The 17,031-nt window shown below is 60.4% G+C and carries 12 protein-coding genes; 3 read left to right on the forward strand and 9 right to left on the reverse strand.

The features are described 5' to 3' along the window. Window positions 1-24: 24 nt before the first annotated feature. From SB753_RS31715 to SB753_RS31755, 9 genes are all read right to left on the reverse strand, one after another. The gene (locus SB753_RS31715) at window positions 25-1,212 is read right to left on the reverse strand and encodes an acetyl-CoA C-acyltransferase family protein (RefSeq protein ID WP_410803780.1); all 1,188 of its coding nucleotides are present in this window, start codon (window positions 1,210-1,212) and stop codon (window positions 25-27) included. A 52-nt stretch (window positions 1,213-1,264) separates the two neighbouring features. Continuing rightward, entirely contained in the window at window positions 1,265-2,959 is a 1,695-nt protein-coding gene (locus SB753_RS31720) for an electron transfer flavoprotein-ubiquinone oxidoreductase (RefSeq protein ID WP_410803782.1), read from the reverse strand. A gap of 16 nt (window positions 2,960-2,975) precedes the next feature. Beyond that, window positions 2,976-4,766, reverse strand: coding sequence for an acyl-CoA dehydrogenase (locus SB753_RS31725; protein ID WP_410803784.1), 1,791 nt, complete (start codon window positions 4,764-4,766; stop codon window positions 2,976-2,978). Window positions 4,767-5,344: 578 nt separating this feature from the next. Continuing rightward, window positions 5,345-6,394 (reverse strand): NAD(P)-dependent alcohol dehydrogenase, encoded by a 1,050-nt coding sequence (locus SB753_RS31730; RefSeq protein ID WP_410803785.1) that lies wholly within the window; start codon window positions 6,392-6,394, stop codon window positions 5,345-5,347. 52 nt (window positions 6,395-6,446) lie between these two features. Then, window positions 6,447-7,862, reverse strand: coding sequence for an aldehyde dehydrogenase family protein (locus SB753_RS31735; protein WP_410803787.1), 1,416 nt, complete (start codon window positions 7,860-7,862; stop codon window positions 6,447-6,449). Between the two features lie 11 nt (window positions 7,863-7,873). Further along, on the reverse strand, window positions 7,874-9,037 hold the full coding sequence (locus SB753_RS31740; protein ID WP_410803918.1) for an iron-containing alcohol dehydrogenase family protein: 1,164 nt from the start codon (window positions 9,035-9,037) through the stop codon (window positions 7,874-7,876). A gap of 2 nt (window positions 9,038-9,039) precedes the next feature. Continuing rightward, window positions 9,040-10,659 carry a class I adenylate-forming enzyme family protein gene (locus SB753_RS31745; RefSeq protein ID WP_410803789.1) on the reverse strand — a complete coding sequence of 540 codons (1,620 nt, stop codon included), beginning with the start codon at window positions 10,657-10,659 and terminating at the stop codon, window positions 9,040-9,042. 86 nt (window positions 10,660-10,745) lie between these two features. Continuing rightward, window positions 10,746-12,119 (reverse strand): CaiB/BaiF CoA transferase family protein, encoded by a 1,374-nt coding sequence (locus tag SB753_RS31750; protein WP_410803791.1) that lies wholly within the window; start codon window positions 12,117-12,119, stop codon window positions 10,746-10,748. Next, the gene (locus tag SB753_RS31755) at window positions 12,041-13,210 is read right to left on the reverse strand and encodes a MaoC family dehydratase N-terminal domain-containing protein (protein WP_410803793.1); all 1,170 of its coding nucleotides are present in this window, start codon (window positions 13,208-13,210) and stop codon (window positions 12,041-12,043) included. The genes SB753_RS31750 and SB753_RS31755 overlap by 79 nt, the downstream gene beginning before the upstream one ends. A 527-nt stretch (window positions 13,211-13,737) precedes the next feature. Between SB753_RS31755 and SB753_RS31760 the strand changes: the two genes are divergently transcribed. The 3 genes from SB753_RS31760 (at window position 13,738) to SB753_RS31770 (ending at window position 17,019) form a co-directional block, all read left to right on the forward strand. Then, window positions 13,738-14,346, forward strand: coding sequence for a DUF2889 domain-containing protein (locus tag SB753_RS31760; protein WP_410803795.1), 609 nt, complete (start codon window positions 13,738-13,740; stop codon window positions 14,344-14,346). Window positions 14,347-14,479: 133 nt separating this feature from the next. Next, window positions 14,480-15,367, forward strand: a complete 888-nt coding sequence (locus SB753_RS31765) for an IclR family transcriptional regulator (RefSeq protein ID WP_410803797.1) — start codon at window positions 14,480-14,482, stop codon at window positions 15,365-15,367. A gap of 482 nt (window positions 15,368-15,849) precedes the next feature. Beyond that, the gene (locus tag SB753_RS31770) at window positions 15,850-17,019 is read left to right on the forward strand and encodes an ABC transporter substrate-binding protein (RefSeq protein ID WP_410803799.1); all 1,170 of its coding nucleotides are present in this window, start codon (window positions 15,850-15,852) and stop codon (window positions 17,017-17,019) included. The last annotated feature ends 12 nt before the right edge of the window (window positions 17,020-17,031 follow it).

A 17,031-nucleotide genomic window follows, 5' to 3' on the forward strand; every position in this document is an offset into this window, starting at 1 on the left:
CGCAATCCACGCGCTTACGTGCTGTTAATCAAGGTTCTCGAAGATCGCTGCAATGCCTTGGCCGCCTCCGATGCACATCGTCACCAGCGCGTAACGACCGCCTATCCTGCGCAGTTCGTAAAGAGCCTTAACGGCGATGAGCGTACCGGTTGCACCGATTGGATGACCAAGCGAGATTCCCGAGCCGTTAGGGTTGACCTTGGCCGAATCGAGTCCGAGTTCTTGCACGACCGCGCATGCCTGCGCTGCAAACGCCTCGTTCGACTCCACTACGTCCATATCCTCGACGCTGAGCCCGGCGCGCTGGAGCGCAAGCCGAGTCGCCGGCACTGGCCCGATACCCATGAGTCCGGGCGCTACGCCGGCGTGAGCGTATGCGACAAGACGTGCCATGGGTTTGATACCGCGCTGCGCCGAGGTTTGCGCCGACATCAAAAGGACCGCCGCGGCGGCATCATTTATTCCAGAAGAATTGCCTGCGGTTACGGTGCCGCTTTCCCGCGCAAAAACGGGGGTAAGCTTTGAAAAGTCATCGATCGTGGCACCGTTGCGTACGTGCTCGTCAGTGTCGAATACGACGCTTCGCCCCTTAACCGATCTCACGATTGGCACGATCTGGTCTTTGAAATACCCGTTTGCTATTGCACGTTCCGCACGGCGGTGCGACTCTAAGGCAAGGAGATCCTGTTGTTCGCGGGAGATCCCGAATTCTCGCGCGACATTTTCCGCGGTTACTCCCATTGCCACAGAATGAAAGGGATCCGTGAGCGCGCCAAGCAGCATATCAACAAGGCGGGCATCTCCCATTCGCGCGCCAAAGCGCACGTCAGGCGCTATGTACGGTGCGCGACTCATACACTCCGCGCCTCCACCAATCGCGACTTCCGCGTCGCCAAGCAAAATGCTTTGTGCGGCGGAAACAACCGCTTGCAGGCCTGATCCGCAGAGACGATTGACGTTGAAGGCCGGTGTCGTTTCGGGGATTCCAGCATTAAGTGCCGCGACTCGGGACAAGTACAGATCTTTCGGCTCCGTGGCCACAACATTGCCAAAGACCACATGGCTTACGTCTTTACCAGACACTCCGGACCGCGCAAGCACCTCACGGACGACCGCCGTGCCCAGATCCGTCGCCGCAAAATCTTTCAGGCCTCCACCGAATTTTCCAATTGCGGTGCGAACGCCATCCACAACAACGACTTCCCTGCTCATAATTCACCCTTTTCAATTGTTGAAGCGCGAGGCCCGCGTGGTGTGCTGCAAACTACATGTTCGGATAGTTCGGACCGCCGCCGCCTTCCGGCGTCATCCACACGATGTTTTGCGTCGGATCCTTGATGTCGCAGGTCTTGCAGTGCACGCAGTTCTGCGCGTTGATCACGAGTCGATCGCCGCCGTCGTCGTTCTTCACGAACTCATACACCGCAGCCGGGCAGTAACGCGACTCCGGACCGGCATACGTCTGCCAGTTCACGTTCACCGGCACGCTGAGGTCCTTCAGCGTCAGATGCGGAGGCTGGTTTTCTTCGTGATTCGTGTTCGAGATGAACACCGACGACAACCGGTCGAACGTGAGCTTGCCATCCGGTTTCGGATACACGATCGGCTTGCATTGCGACGCAGGCTTGAGCATCTTGTGATCCCAATGCTGGTGATGCAGCGTCCACGGCACATTGCCGCCGAACACCTTCTGCTCGATGCCCACCATCAGCGTGCCCAGGTACAGACCCTTGCTCATCCACTGCTTGAAGTTGCGGGCCTTGTACAGCTCTGTGTGCAGCCACGATGTCTTGAAGCTTTCCGGGTAAGCCGTCAGTTCGTCACTGGTACGGCCTGCCTGCACGGCCTCGAACGCGGCGTCGGCGGCGAGCATGCCGGTCTTGATCGCCGCGTGCGAGCCCTTGATTCGCGATGCGTTCAAAAAGCCCGCGTCATCGCCTACCAGCGCGCCGCCCGGAAATACGAGCTTCGGCAGCGACATCAGGCCGCCCGCGGTGATCGCGCGCGCGCCATACGACACGCGCTTACCGCCTTCCAGAAAATGCCGGATCGCGGGATGCGTCTTGTAACGCTGGAATTCCTCGAACGGCGACAGATACGGATTCGTGTAGCCGAGGCCCACCACGAAGCCGACCACCACCTGGCTGTTGTCCATGTGATAGAGGAACGAGCCGCCGTAGGTGTCGGTCTCGAGCGGCCACCCGGCCGTGTGGATGACCAGTCCCGGGTTGTGCTTTGACGGATCGATTTCCCACAATTCCTTGATGCCGAGACCATAGACCTGCGGATCGACGCCGTCGCGCAACCTGAATTTGTCGTTCAGCTGGCGCCCGAGATGCCCGCGCGCGCCTTCGCAGAAGAGCGTGTATTTGGCGTGCAGCTCCATGCCGAGCTGGAAGTTCTCGGTCGGCTGGCCGTCCTTGCCGATGCCGAGGTTGCCGGTCGCGACGCCCTTGACGGAACCGTCGTCGTTATAGAGCACTTCGGCCGCCGGAAAGCCGGGGAAAATCTCGACGCCCAGCGCTTCCGCCTGCTGCCCCAGCCAGCGCGTGACGTTCGCGAGGCTGATCACGTAGTTGCCGTGGTTCTTGAAATTGTCCGGCAGCGCCCAGTTCGGCACGCTTTTCGAACCCGTTTCGGTGAGGAACAGGAAGCGGTCTTCGGTCACATCGACCGTCAGCGGCGCGCCTTTTTCCTTCCAGTCGGGAATCAGTTCATTCAGCGCGCGCGGGTCCATCACCGCGCCGGAGAGGATGTGCGCCCCGATCTCCGAGCCTTTTTCCAGCACGCAGACGCCAAGCTCGACGCCCTTGCCGACCGCGAGCTGCTTCAGGCGGATCGCCGCGGACAAGCCTGCCGGGCCGCCGCCGACGATCACGACGTCGTATTCCATCGACTCGCGCGGGCCGTACTCTTCCAGCCATCGAAGCGATGGATCGATTTGCCAGTTGACGATCATCCGAAGTTCGTCCTTATCAGAACAAAGATGCGTCGAGCGCGAGTATGCCGTCGCTACCGCTGGTACCAGTGATCGCGGCCTCGAGAGCTGTGGCGTGCGGAAGAACATGCTGCGCAAAGAATTGCGCCGTTGCAATCTTCGCCGAGTAGAAGTCGGGATCCTCAGTATGTTTCTCAACCGCGACAAGTAACGCACGGGCCATCTGCCAGCCACATAGCACGATTCCCGTCAACTTGAGATAAGGTACGCCCGCCGCGAACACACCGTTGGGGTCTTCCTTTACGTTGGCCAGTACGTGATTGACGGCTGCCTCGAGCGAGCGATGCCCACGGGCAAGATGTAGCCTCATCGAATCAAGGGCCGCGTTGTCTTTACCGTGCAGCGCCTCTACCGTGAGCCCGACTTCGTGGACTAGCATTTTTGCAACGGAACCGCCGTCTCGCACAGTCTTGCGTCCCACCAGGTCATTGGCCTGAATGGCAGTCGTTCCTTCGTAGATCGGCAAGATTCGGGCGTCACGGTAATGCTGCGCAGCGCCGGTCTCCTCGATAAAGCCCATTCCACCGTGGATCTGCAATCCGAGGCTCGCGACGTCTATCGACAACTCGGTACTCCAGCCCTTCACGATCGGTACAAGGAACTCATAGATCGCCTCATGATGGGCACGTGCTGCGCTTTCGGGATGATGATGCGCCATGTCACAGTGAGCCGCCGTGACATATGCAAGCGCCCGCGCTCCTTCAGTAAGCGCGCGCATCGTTCCGAGCATACGGCGCACATCCGGGTGATGAATGATTGCGACAGCTTCTGGAGTCGAGCCATCCACTGGCCGGCTTTGCACCCGGTCTTTTGCGTACGAAGCCGCGAGTTGGTAGGCGCGATCCGAAATCGCGACACCCTGCAAACCGACTGCAAACCGGGCCGCATTCATCATGACGAACATGTATTGAAGGCCACGGTTCTTTTCTCCCACCAGTTCGCCTATCGCTCCCCCGCTATCGCCGAACTGGAGTACAGCGGTCGGACTCGCCTTTATACCGAGCTTGTGTTCGAGAGACACGCACTGAACGTCATTGCGCACGCCTTTGGAGCCGTCCGCATTCAAGAGGAACTTCGGAACAGTGAAGAGCGAGATGCCCTTCACGCCTTCGGGCGCATCAGGCGTACGCGCGAGCACCAGGTGCACGATGTTGTCGGCCATATCGTGCTCTCCCCAAGTGATGAATATCTTCGTGCCGAAGATGCGATAAGTGCCGTCGTTGTTAGGCTCCGCTCGTGTCCGGATCAATGAGAGATCCGAGCCGGCTTGAGGCTCGGTCAGGTTCATGGTGCCGGTCCATTCGCCCGATATGAGCTTCGGCACATAAATCTGCTTTTGCTGGTCGCTTCCTGCCACGAGGAGCGCCTCAATCGCGCCGTCCGTCAACATGGGACATAACGCAAATGCCATATTCGATGCATGCAGCATTTCGGCGCAAGCGGTCGCGATCGACTTCGGCAGTCCTTGTCCCTCGTATTTCACTGGATGCTGCACGCCTTGCCAGCCGCCTTCGGAAAATTGACGGAACGCCTGCTTGAACCCGGGCGACGACCTGACCTCCCCATCGCTCAACGCGCTAGGATAGCGGTCACCTCCTGCGTTGAGCGGTGCCAGTACTTCACCGCAAAATTTGGCCGACTCATCGAGTACGGCCTGCGCCGTCTCCATACCCGCGTCTTCGAGGCCTGGCAAACTGGCAATTTCTTCGAGCGCGGCCAGTTCCTTAAGTACGAACAGCATTTCCTTTACGGGCGCAACATAACTCATGATCGACATACCTGTCAGATATTGTGTGCTGTGATGTAACGACGTCCAGCGAAAATGGCCGAAAAATGTGCGTTCGTTTCTGAAGTGGCGAGGAGTTCCGTCAGAGTCCTGATTGATAGAATCGGACGCCAACCACCTTCGAAAGACGCTGAACAGCGACGGCCACGGGGAGATCAAAGGGTCCACAGGCGTTGAACTGCACAGACTTTTAGTACTTTCCAAGAGAGTTCATTCGGCGCATATTTCCGGGCGCCTGCCGTTCGGGGGAAACACGTTCCATGACCCGTCTTCATGACGGAAAAAAACGATCGAAAGCGGGTGATTCGGGCACGTTGTTTCGACCCGGACATAGCGGCAGCACACAGGTGCACGTGCCCCAGCGCGCGCGACGCGGATACTTCCAGGCAGAGTAGAGCCAAACCATTTCTCGACGACTCGTCTCAGTGACTGTCTATCCATTGCCATGTCGAAAACCCCGTCACTCAAACAGCAATTCAGAGCAGCTCAATCATCCGCGGGCAATCGTGAACAGTTCGCACAGTCACGAAGTCTGTGACCCGGTTGCGAGCGGATAACGTTCAGCTGTCCTTCATAGTACTCACATCGATTACGAACCGGTACCTCACATCGCCCGCGTGAAGCCGCGCATAGGCATCGTCGATCTGGTCCGCACTGATGATTTCTACCTGCGCGCAAATGCCATGCTCGGCGCAAAAGTCGATCATTTCCTGAGTCTCGCGAATCCCACCACTCAGCGTGCCCGCCATCGAACGGCGCTTCGCCAGCAATGAAACCGCCGACACGCTCAGCGGCGCGGTCGGCACGCCAAGATTGACGAACGTGCCATCGCGCGCAAGCAACCCTAGAAACGCATCGAGATCGAGGTTACCCGGCACGGTCGATATGATGAGGTCGAATGAGTTGGCCAGATCTTCGAACGTCTTACGGTCAGTGGTAACCCGATAGTCGTCCGCTCCCATGCGCAGGGCGTCTTCTCTTTTCGCGGCATCGAGATCCAGGACCGTCGTGTGCGCGCCCATTGCATGGGAGATCTGCACGCCAACATGTCCAAGGCCACCGAACCCAACGAGGGCAACGCGCTTTCCTGGCCCCGCTTCCCAATGACGCAACGGCGAATAGAGCGTGATACCGGCGCAAAATAGCGGCGCGGCATTTTCCAGAGCAATGCTGTCCGGAATGCGTAACGCAAAATGTTCGTCTACGACGATCTTTTCGCTGTACCCGCCGCGGGTCGGATTCCCTTCCGGGTCGATGGAACCGTAAGTCATCACGCGCTTTCCACTGCAATATTGTTCGAGACCCTCGAGACAGTTACTGCAGACCCGGCAGGAATCGACCATGCAACCGACGCCAGCCCGATCGCCCACCGCGAATTTCGTCACCTCCGATCCAACTGCGCTGACGACGCCGGCGATCTCATGCCCCGGCACGAGCGGGTAAATGGTCTTGCCGCGCGTGCTATACGCGTGATCGAGGTCGGAGTGGCAGATTCCCGTGTACGCGATATCGATCACGACATCGCGAGGGCCCACGTCGCGCCGCTCAACTTTGAAGGCCTTAAAAGGTTCATGGGGACCGCAGGTGCAGCGGGCGTTGACAGTAAACAAGGCGTTCGTCTCCTACTGACTTGAATCGAAAGCATCTCCGGCAAAGCAACGCTTAGCCAATGACCGACTTGTACTCCATGAACTCTTCAATGCCGAAGCGGCCCCACTCGCGTCCGACGCCTGATAGCTTGAAGCCGCCATGCGTGCCGCGTTTATCGATTGGAGCGCCGTTGATGCGCACGCGGCCGACGCGCAGCCTGTTCGCAACGCCCCTCGCGCGTTCCGCGTCCGCACTCCACACGCCGGCGGCGAGTCCGTAGATGGAGTCGTTGGCGATCGCGACGGCTTCGGCTTCGTCGTCGAAAGGAATGATCACGACGACCGGCCCAAAGATTTCTTCCCGAGCGATGCGGCTGGAATTGTCGCCGGAAAAGATGGTCGGCTTTACGTACCAACCGCGCGGCAACCCGTCCGGTGCCTCCGGGCCGCCGGTCAACATGCGCAGACCCTGTTCCAGCCCGGAACGGATGTAGCCGCGCACGCGCTCGCGCGCCGCGGCGGTTGCAACAGGTCCAAGCGTCGTTTCAGGGTTCAGGGGGTCGCCCAGCACGTAGCTCTCGGCCTTACGCACGGCATAGGCCTCGGCTTCCGCCAGCCGTTCGCGCGGCACCAGCATGCGAGTGAGTCCGCCGCACACCTGTCCGGCGTTCCTGAGCGCGTCACCAACACCGTCACTCACGGCGCGCTCGAGATCGGCGTCGGGCAGGATAATGTTGGCCGATTTGCCGCCAAGCTCCAGGTGGACCCGTTTGATCGACTCGCAAGCAAGCTGCATGACACGGCGGCCGGCTCCCACTGAGCCGGTCAGCGACACCATATCGATCAGCGGATGCGACGCGATAGCTTCGCCCACCTCGGGTCCGGTGCCGCAAACCAGATTGAAGACGCCCTCGGGGACACCGGCTTCGGCCACAATCTCGGCAAAGATGAACGCGGTAAGCGGCGCGACTTCGGCAGGTTTGCACACGACTGTGCATCCCGCAGCGATGGCGGCGCCGGCCTTCGATATGATTGAGCGCAGCGGCGCGTTCCACGCAGTGATGGCGCCTACCACCCCGGAGGGTTCGCGGCGGACCTGTGTCGTGCCGACTTCTTCGACCCACGAAATTTCGCGCAGACATTGGGCGATGATTTCGAGTTCGTCCACCGCGCCCGCCGTCTGCGATTTGGCCACCCATGCGCTCGGATACCCCAATTCACTGACAATAGTGCGCGTAATCTCTTCGGCACGCGCCTCAGTCAGACGAGCAAGCGAGGAAAACACTTCTGTGCGCTGCTCTACAGTGGACTGCGACCAGCTCACGAAAGCCTTGACTGCGGCTTGCACAGCACGATCGACATCCTCCACCGATCCTCTCGGAACGGTGGCGATCGGTTCCTCCGTCGCCGGGTTGACGACCGTGATCGTACCGGTGCCAGTGGAATCGATCCACCTGCCACCAATGAAAATCTGCTTACGTTCAATCATTGAAGGTCTCCTCACCAGGCCGCTTGCAGGACCTGTTGCAATTCGGAATCATTGTGAACGGGACGCGGATTGCCGCGCAGGAACCAGTCACCAATGGCATGAGCGGCAATTTCTGGCAATGCGTCCTGCGCAATACCGACTTCGTGCAACCGGCGGGGAATGCCGAGCCTGCCAAATAACGCGTCGACGGCATGTACGACTGCCTCGATCAATGCCGAGCCATTCGCTTGAGGCAGACCCAGCGCCATAGCGACCTTTTGCAAGCCGCTTTCTGCAGCAGTGCCGTTGAACCGAAGGACGTGCGGAAGCACAATGGCATTGGCAATACCGTTGTCCAGGTGGTGGCGCGCGCCGATCGCGTGACCAAGGACGGTTGTGATGCCAGCCCCCGTATGGTCTGTGCCCTGGCCACATAGCACGGCTGCAAGCATCAATTCCGCACGCACGTCGGGATCGTCGGCGAGCTGCGGACCGGGCAGATGCTGGGCCGCAAGTCGTACAACATGCATGAGTAGCGCGTCCGATATCGGATCGCCCGAGCGCGATGTCAATCCTTCGATCGCCATCGAGAAAGTGTTCAGGCTCGCACTTATAGCAAGCTCGCGCGGAGACGACAGAATCGCGTCCGGATGGATGAAAATAGCGTGGGCGCGCGTCTTGGGATCGAACATCGCGAGGCGCTCGCCGGTGGCAGGGTCGAAAACTGCACTGCCCGCCTTGACCATCGCCGTTGTGGGAGTCGTCGGCACAATGAATTGCGGCAGCTTTGGCGCGAGCAGTTTCGGACTGCGCAGCTGCCCGTTTGCGTCTCGCGTGGTGCACAGGCTGCGAGGATCGCCATTCTCCGCCAGGAGGATACTCGCCGCTCGTGCGGTCACAACGGCCGAGCCGCCACCGAGAGCGACTACCGCATCCGCTTCAAAGCGCCGGAGCTCGCCGGCGGCCTCCTCGACAGACGCCACCGGGCTATGCGCAAGGACCCCCGTGTAGACCCCCGCACACCGGTCTCCGATCCCGGCGAGCACTGCATTCAACAGCGGCCCCTCAGCCCATGGTCCGCAAATAACAGCAGCACGGCGGCTGCCTAGTCGCTCAAGTTCGCGGCCCAGGGCATCGAAGCTATCGGGGCCGCTAAACAGACGCAACGGCGGTGTAATGTGTTGGAACGATCGCATCTTCACTCCTCGTCCGTCTGTCGTTCGCCGGCTTTAGCGCGTTCTTGCGCGACCTCGGCGCGCGCCTGCGCGGCGAGTGCCGGCTTGTCGACTTTGCCGGTATGGTTGGTCGTGAGCGGGTCCTTCTGGATACGCCAACGGCTCGGCACCGCGAAGGAGGCCAGATTCGAGCGCAGTGTCCCTTGGAGCTGCTGCGGCGTGAAGTCGCGTTCGACCACGACGATTGCCATGACCTCCTCGCCGAGGTCCGGATGCGGCACACCGAAAACCACCGCCTCCACTACGCCAGGAATCGCGACCAGTGCGCGCTCGATGGCGACCGGCGCGATGTTCTCGCCGCCGCGGATGATCATGTCCTTGCTGCGTCCCGTGATCCAGAGATTACCCTTGTCGTCCAGCCTGCCCAGATCGCCGGTGTGCAGCCACCCCTCTTCGTCGATTGGCGATTCATCCAGCCCATAAAAGCCGGACATCTGTGTGGGTGAGCGCAACAGGATCTCCCCGTCAGGCAGGCCAGGATGGTCAAGAAAGCGGATCTCCACACATGGCAGCGGCTTGCCGGCGGATCCCAGTTCCTCAATGTCCTCCGATCCAGCGGCGGCAGTGGCCTGTCCGCCGTTCTCTGTCAGACCGTAGCCCGTGGGAATTCTCGGGCTGACGCTGGGCAATTGAGTGCGGATGCGCTGCATCAGCTCCGCATGCACAGGCGCGCCGCCGATGCTGATGGATTTGAGACTGCTCAGGTTCCTGCGTGGCACGTCCGGATGATCCAACAGCCGCGTTACCATGGTCGGTACGGCATTCCAGCGCTTGACCTTGTTGCGTTCGATACACGCGAGCACCTCGGCAGGGTCGTACTTGCCTTCCAGAACCGCCAATGTGTCGCCAACGACAACTGCCCGCATGAGGGTCTGCATGCCGCCCACATGGAACAGGGGCCCCGTGATCAGCGTCACGTCGTGCGCCGTCTCGTCAATCTGGTGCGGCAACTTGCGCGTGACGTGCAACGTCATCTGCAGGCGCGCCAGCAGCGCACGATGCGACAGCACCACCGCCTTGGGCTGGCCCGACGTGCCCGAGGTGAAGATGATGAGGGCGGTCTCCTCCTCGTCACGCGCACCTTCCGCGTTCGCGGGGGTATCGCTGCCTTGCGACCATGTCCAATCGATGCCCCAGGGCCCGAGGCGCGAGGATCCTGCTGGCACACGCGCTGCGCAGCGCTCGTCGGCCAAGGTCATGGCGGGTTGCAGGGCCGCCAGAGCGTTGCCGACTTCCACCTCGCTCCACCAGGCGTTCGCAAGGACAGGCACCGCTCCCACGAGAAGGCAGGCCCAGAAGTTGACGACCCACTCGGGACTGTTCCAGCCGAGGATGAAGATGCGATCACCCCGGCGAATATCCAGAGCGGCGAGTTGGGCCGCCTTGGCAACCGCGCCGTGGTGCAGTTCCTCGAAGGTGACGACCCGCCCGCCCTGGATAATGTGAGGCCGATTGCCCCATCGGCCCGCAAAATCGAGCAGCCCTTCAACCCGGCGTGGACGCTCTATATACATCCGGAACGGAATCCCGCCGATCGTTTCCGTCGCGATTTCCTTGCCCCACTGTGCTGCTGTTGTTGACATCAATGTCTCCACTCTCGGTGTGATGGTGCACTCCAGGCTGGCGATCACGACGCGGCCTGAGGAGGCGTACGCCCTCTCACGAATGTTCAGGACTTCTTGTAACGATCAAGGATCTTGTTGTCCTGGCCGAGCGCCGGCGCCGGTTTGGCAGGACACCATTTGCCATCGAACTTGATCGGTATGCGCACGCTTCGAATTGCGCCGACCCCGCCCGGATACTCGACGTCGGTGATCCCGCCAGAACCGCTCGCGGCTTCAAGTTCCAGCGCCTCTCCGAGGCTACGGACCACGCCACAGGGAATCCCCGCCTCGTGCAACCGCCGCACGATTTCCTCGGAAGTGAATCCGGAAAACACCTCGCTAAGCAGTGCGTCGCACGCGTCCCGATGAACGACACGGGAAGCCGCGGTCACGAATCGCGGATCTTCCGCAAGTTCGGGGCGGCCCATGGCGTCAACGATCCTCTTCCATGAGCCATCGCTGAAGGTGGAAAGGAGGATGTTTCCATCCGACGCCGCGTACTGGCCATATGGCACCACGCCCGGATGCCGCGAACCCATCCGCTTGGGTGTTTCGCCGGTCACGAAATACCGGGTTGCGTTATAGACGGAAAGCGACAGCAGGGAACTCATCATGCTGACTTCGACAAGCCCGCCCTTGCCTGTCCGCGAGCGCCGCAGCAGTGCGGCGAGGATGCCGTGAACCGAGAACATTCCGGATGTCAGGTCCGCCACTGGGAGACCCAGCTTGCTGGGTGGCCTGTCGCCTTCGCCATTGAGGCTCATGACGCCCGATTCGGCCTGCACGATCAGATCGAAGGCAGCCCGCCGGCTCTCCGGCCCCGTTCCCCCGAAGCCAGAGATCGAGCAATAGATCAACCCCGGATTGAGCTTGGAAAGGACGTCGTATCCGAATCCGAGCCGCTCGGCGACGCCGGTGCGGAAGTTCTGTATAAAGACGTCGCAATCCGCAATCATCGCGTGAATGAGTTTCTTGCCTTCCTCGGACTTCAAGTCAATTTCCACCGAAGTCTTGCTGCGGTTGACGGTGGAGTGATAGAAGCTCACGTCGCCTTGGAGGGGCGCAATGTGTCGGGTGTCGTCTCCGGTTTCGGGCACTTCGACCTTGATCACCTCCGCGCCCATCTCTGCGAGCAACAGCGTCGCGTATGGCCCAGAGAGGTAGCGTGTCAAGTCGAGAACGCGTACCCCGCTGAGCGGCAGCGATGCGTCCTCTTGTCCGCGATCACCATCGTCGCGCGCCGACTCGGCGGATGCGCTCGCATGACGTTCGTCGCCCGTCGCTTGCGCGGTCGACGTTTCGCCGAATGTGGCCGTGGTCATTTCGTCTCCTGCTTCGTTCATGGAAAGGACTCGCCCACTCAAGCAGCAGGGCGCTCGGGCAGCGCCACCACCGCTGTTCCGGGCATCACCTGCTGGCCGCGCTGGTTCGTGGCCCACGTGGTGAGCTTGACTACGTGCCGGCCGTCGGCGTCGATTTCCTTCCCTTCGACGCGACCACCGAGGCGCACGACGTCACCCAGGTAGACGTGAGCGCGGTACTGGCCCGTGAGCGCGAGCAACCGGCCGTCATCGCCCATCCAGTTCGTCAGCGAATGGATCTGCCAGCAGGTACGCTGAATGCCCACGTCGTAGGCAATCTGCGCGCCCTGCAACTGTGCTGCATAGTCGTTGTAGTGAACCGAGTAGACCGGCTCCAGTGCATGTGTGCGCGGGTCGCGGAAGGCCCATTTGGGATGCTTGTGGTAGCGCTTGAGCGAGACCGCATGCGCCGCAACCCGCGGGATCGGCGCCGCCCCCGCAGCGATAAAGGCGATGAAATCGGTCAGGCCCAGTGGTCCCTTGGTGATGACCTCCATCTCGTCACCGACCTGCACGTCATCCCAGTAACGCGGTTCGGCGCCGCGGGGTCTCTCGGCCAGAATCTGCGCCTCGATCTCGGCTATCTCCTCATCCTTCCAGGGGTGCGGCACTTCGATCGTGCGGCCCTCGCGGCGCTTCTGCATTTCGCCACGCTCGAAGCGCATCCGCGAACAGATAAAGGTGGCCTTGAGCTCGCCGTCATCATTGCGGTATTCCTGGCGCAGGTAGTCCTTGATGCGGCGGCCCCCGAAGTTACTGTCCGCAATCGGACCATCGAAGCCATCGAAAACCACCCTGGCGGTGATCTTCTCGCCCACCCGAATCGGCTCATTGAAGGTCATCTTGGTCTCGGCGTGAAAGCCGCCCAGACCAGGCCAGCCGACCTGCACTGAACCGAGACAGGCAAAAATGAAGCTGGGGGGCGCCACCAGCATACCGAAGGGACCGGTTTTGGCATATTCGGCGTCAGTCCACAGCGGGTTGTCGTCGCCGATGCCCTCGCAAAACCGCATGACGGCCAACCGCGTGGCGTACTCGTTATTCAGGCAGGACTCGGTGCGCAGTTCGGTGCCGATGAGCGCGCGCATGTCATCCAACATCTTGTCGGTGAACTTGCCGAGAGCCAGTTCTTTGGTGATGCCTGCGGGAACAGCAACGGGATCTGTCATAGGTGTCTCTCCATTTATTCCTATATGCGAACCGATGATCGTATATACGACTGATGCCCACTGTAGGCCTGCAGGGGGGCTAATGTCAATGGGGATTTCCTGGGGGAGACGCTATACGCTACCTGTTAGCCGTCCCGGTCAATTCGCGCCTCGCCCGAGTGGAGGCCGGCTCACACCGGCGGGCCGCAGCACTTACAAGTACGACTGGCATTCTTCCAAGCGATTACGTGCCCGGATGTACGTACACAGGCGGAATACCCGACCTTCAATTTCATCGGGCGGCGTAACCCGGAGCATCGGGCTGCGCGGTCTGAATGATAGAAGTCGTCATCGCGGTGACTGCCATGCTTGGCTGGTTCCGCGAACCCAACGCCTACGTTGACACGGACCGAACCAAGCTATATCGTAAATACGTTTCATAGTTCGCATTTACGATCAATGTAATTGATCGCCCATGTGTCTTCATGGTGGAAATGCACCTCACGGACACGTCGAGCAGATCAACCAGCGTCCCGGCGTCACTGACGATGCGGCCACGGAGAAATGGATTGACAGATGACACCCGGCAGGACTGCGCACCGTCCTCGTGCGCCGATCGCGAAGAGTTGCACTTCCGGCGCATCGACATGCGGGGATTCCGCCGCAAAGACGGATTGTTCGAGGTCGAGGGTCGGGTGGTTGACAGAAAGCCGACCGACTTTACGCCCGCGAGCGGCGGTCTCATGGTACCGGCGCATGAGCCAGTGCATAACCTCGGGGTGAGACTCGTCTTCGATCAGGCGATGATCGTTCACGAAGTTCATACCTTTACTGAAGCGGCGCCTTACGAGATTTGTCCCGAGGGCGGCCAGGCACTTCAATCGATCAAGGGATTGCGTATTGGCGCCGGCTGGGGACGCGAAGTGCGCGCACGTCTTGACAACGCCGACAGCTGCGCGCACCTGAAGGAACTGCTGATTCCCCTTGCCACGACCGCGCTCCAGTCAATGAGCGCGCTGCGCTCCCGCGAGCCGGATGCGCTCGACGCAAGCGGACGACCCAAGAAAATCGACAGCTGTTATGCGTATTCCGCGGAGCGTGAGCTCGTGATGCGCCAATGGCCGCGGTTCTACCGCGCGCCGGGCAAAGAACGCTGAGACCGTTCCCGCTGCGAAGACCTCCGGTCGCACCCGGGCGACATGCGGAATTCAGCGCGAAATACAACGAAATGCACCGGTTGCCAGCGTGGGATGACGCCCGCAAGAAGACAAGGGCGCACGGCGAAAATTGATGCGGGTACGATCGAAAATTAGCTCGATTACGACTCCATGCCATACGGATGACGGCGATAAGTCCGATCACGATACAAAATCAAGCGAGCAAAGACCGATGATTGAAGAAAGCAAACTGCAGTCCGACGAGAATGCAAAGGCGAAGCGCGAGCCGCAACCCCACCGCACAGTCGACCGTGTCACGAGCATCCTCGAAGAAGTTGTCTACAATCCCGGCATGACTTTCGCCGAGCTCGTCCGGGCGTTGGGCGCCGCGAAGAGTTCCGTCTATGGTTTCATTCAAGGCCTTCTTGCCAAGGGATGGCTGTACGAAGATCACAACCGCTTCTATCTCGGTCCAGCGGTGTACGGATTGACCTTGGCGAGCGGGCACATTCGGGCGGGACTGGTCACGCATGCCGATCTGGTCGCGTTGCACGAAGCCACCGGCCTTGCGGTCTTTCTAGGGGTTCAGGCCGGCGATCACCTTATTTATATTTCCGAAGCTGGCGCAGATTCTGTCGAGGGCTTCGAAGCACGCTCCAACATTCGCCGCAAGCTTCTGGAAACTGCGGGCGGAAAGATTCTCCTTGCCGCCAAGACGGACCCCGAGCGCAACGCTTTTTTGCGCCGCCACGACAGTGCCGGCAGGGAACTGGTCGATGAATTTCTTGCCGATATCGACACCATCAGAAAAACACGCATCGCTACGAATTTGAGGCGGGGCGGCGCACGCTTTGCCATCGCCACGCTCGTTCACGATCTGTCCGGCGAGCCCGTCGCCTCGGTGACCCTCGTCGGGCCGACCGCCAAGCTGCAGCCGCGGGTCGACAAACTCGGAAATCTGCTGATCAAGAATGTCGACGCGTGGGCAAAACGCGCGGTGTCGCCGAGAGAGGCGATCTAACCTGATACCGGTCCGAACGCCCTTCGCCTGCCTTACTTCACGCCGCTTTCGAGCGGCGTAGCGCCGCCCTGGATCCGATCCGGTCGGCCTGCAGAGTCAATCCCCTCCCGGTAACCCGCTTCGTCGAAACGCACCAAAACCCGACCTCTGCTGCCTCAGAGTTCGTATATAAGAACTTCATATCATATATCGGTCTGAATGGCCGTCCACCGACACTTATTTTCGACCGCGAGCGTCCTTCAGACGCCTCGCGAACGGCCGTCCGAGTGGCATCGGCACCATTATCCCAACCCTATCCGGGACAACCCGATTTGACAGTAGCCGAGTTGCGGATATATCTTTCACATATCGTATATACGATCTTGAGTTCATATATAAGAACGAATCGAAGGACGCACACGTTCCGGACGCGAAGTTTTCGTCGTCGCCGCGTCGTCGAGGAAGCGAACCGATCGGGACCGTTGAAAAAACCAGGAGACAACATGCAATCCCAAGTCGTGAAGATCACCGCGCGAATCGCCATGACGTTAGTTCTGGCACCGATCTTTGTGGGGCACGCCGCGCGGGCCGATACGCTGAAGATCGGCATCATCGGACCGCTGAGCGGCGGCGGCGCGGCGTGGGGACAAGCCGCCGTAGAAGCGGGCCGCGTCCTTGCCGACGAAACCAATGCGGCCGGCGGATTGCAAGTCGGCCCAAAGCGGTACAAGGTCGAAATCGTGAGCTATGACGACAAATACAACACGTCGGAAGCCGTATCGGCCTACAACCGTCTCGTCAACCAGGACGGCGTCAAATACGTGATGATCCTCACGGGCGCCGCCACTGCCGCGCTCAAACAGAACGTGGAAGACGACAAGGTTCTCGCGTTGACCGGTTCGTACACCGGCAACACGCTCGACAAGAATTCGCACTACATGTTCCGCTTCTACAGCGATCCGGACCAATACGTGGGCCCGTTCGTGGACTGGGTGAAAAAGAACCAGCCGGGCCGCAAGGTGGTGACGATCAATCCAAACGACGAGACCGGCTGGCATGTCGCCGACGTCAGTAGCCGCACGCTGACATCAAGCGGCTTTCAGGTCGTCGACAAGGAGTTGTTCGAGCGCAGCCAGAAAGATTTCCAGCCCATGCTCACGAAAGTGATCGCAATGAAGCCCGACATAATCGACCTCGGTTCCACACCGCCCGCGGTCGCCGGCCTCATCGTCCGCCAGGCGCGTGAACTCGGGTATGACAAGCTGTTCACCAAGTCGGGGGGAAGCGGGCCACGCGATATCGTCGCGGCAGCCGGCGCCAAGGCCGCCGAAGGCACCATCAACGTGCTGTATGCCGACCCGTCGAATCCGGGATACCAGCGTCTTGCCGCCGCGTACAAGAAGGCGAAAGGCCAGGACGGCAATGAAATCATGGTGCCGTATTACGACGGCCTCAATGTGCTGCTCCACGCCATCGCCCTGTCAGGCCAGATCGACGACACCAGCAAGGTGGCCGCCGCCTTTTCGAGGGCTTTGCCGATGAAGTCAGTTCAGGGCGATCAGATCCGTCTCGGCGGTATGCAGTACTACGGCACTAACACGCAGTTGATTACCGTCAACTATATCGGCGTGATCCGCAATGGCGCCCCGGTTGCGATCGGCAAGCTCCAGTGACGGAGTAACCGT

This window comes from Paraburkholderia sp. SIMBA_053, from assembly GCF_046534895.1.
Classification (GTDB): domain Bacteria; phylum Pseudomonadota; class Gammaproteobacteria; order Burkholderiales; family Burkholderiaceae; genus Paraburkholderia; species Paraburkholderia caledonica.

What these genes read in the sequence shown, in the direction of transcription:
- SB753_RS31765 (WP_410803797.1), top strand. Translation starts at nt 14,480, where the DNA reads ATGCGGGTACGATCGAAAATTAGCTCGATTACGACTCCATGCCATACG.
- SB753_RS31725 (WP_410803784.1), bottom strand. Translation starts at nt 4,766, where the DNA reads ATGAGTTATGTTGCGCCCGTAAAGGAAATGCTGTTCGTACTTAAGGAA.
- SB753_RS31720 (WP_410803782.1), bottom strand. Translation starts at nt 2,959, where the DNA reads ATGATCGTCAACTGGCAAATCGATCCATCGCTTCGATGGCTGGAAGAG.
- SB753_RS31745 (WP_410803789.1), bottom strand. Translation starts at nt 10,659, where the DNA reads ATGTCAACAACAGCAGCACAGTGGGGCAAGGAAATCGCGACGGAAACG.
- SB753_RS31735 (WP_410803787.1), bottom strand. Translation starts at nt 7,862, where the DNA reads ATGATTGAACGTAAGCAGATTTTCATTGGTGGCAGGTGGATCGATTCC.
- SB753_RS31760 (WP_410803795.1), top strand. Translation starts at nt 13,738, where the DNA reads ATGCGGCCACGGAGAAATGGATTGACAGATGACACCCGGCAGGACTGC.
- SB753_RS31715 (WP_410803780.1), bottom strand. Translation starts at nt 1,212, where the DNA reads ATGAGCAGGGAAGTCGTTGTTGTGGATGGCGTTCGCACCGCAATTGGA.
- SB753_RS31755 (WP_410803793.1), bottom strand. Translation starts at nt 13,210, where the DNA reads ATGACAGATCCCGTTGCTGTTCCCGCAGGCATCACCAAAGAACTGGCT.
- SB753_RS31770 (WP_410803799.1), top strand. Translation starts at nt 15,850, where the DNA reads ATGCAATCCCAAGTCGTGAAGATCACCGCGCGAATCGCCATGACGTTA.
- SB753_RS31740 (WP_410803918.1), bottom strand. Translation starts at nt 9,037, where the DNA reads ATGCGATCGTTCCAACACATTACACCGCCGTTGCGTCTGTTTAGCGGC.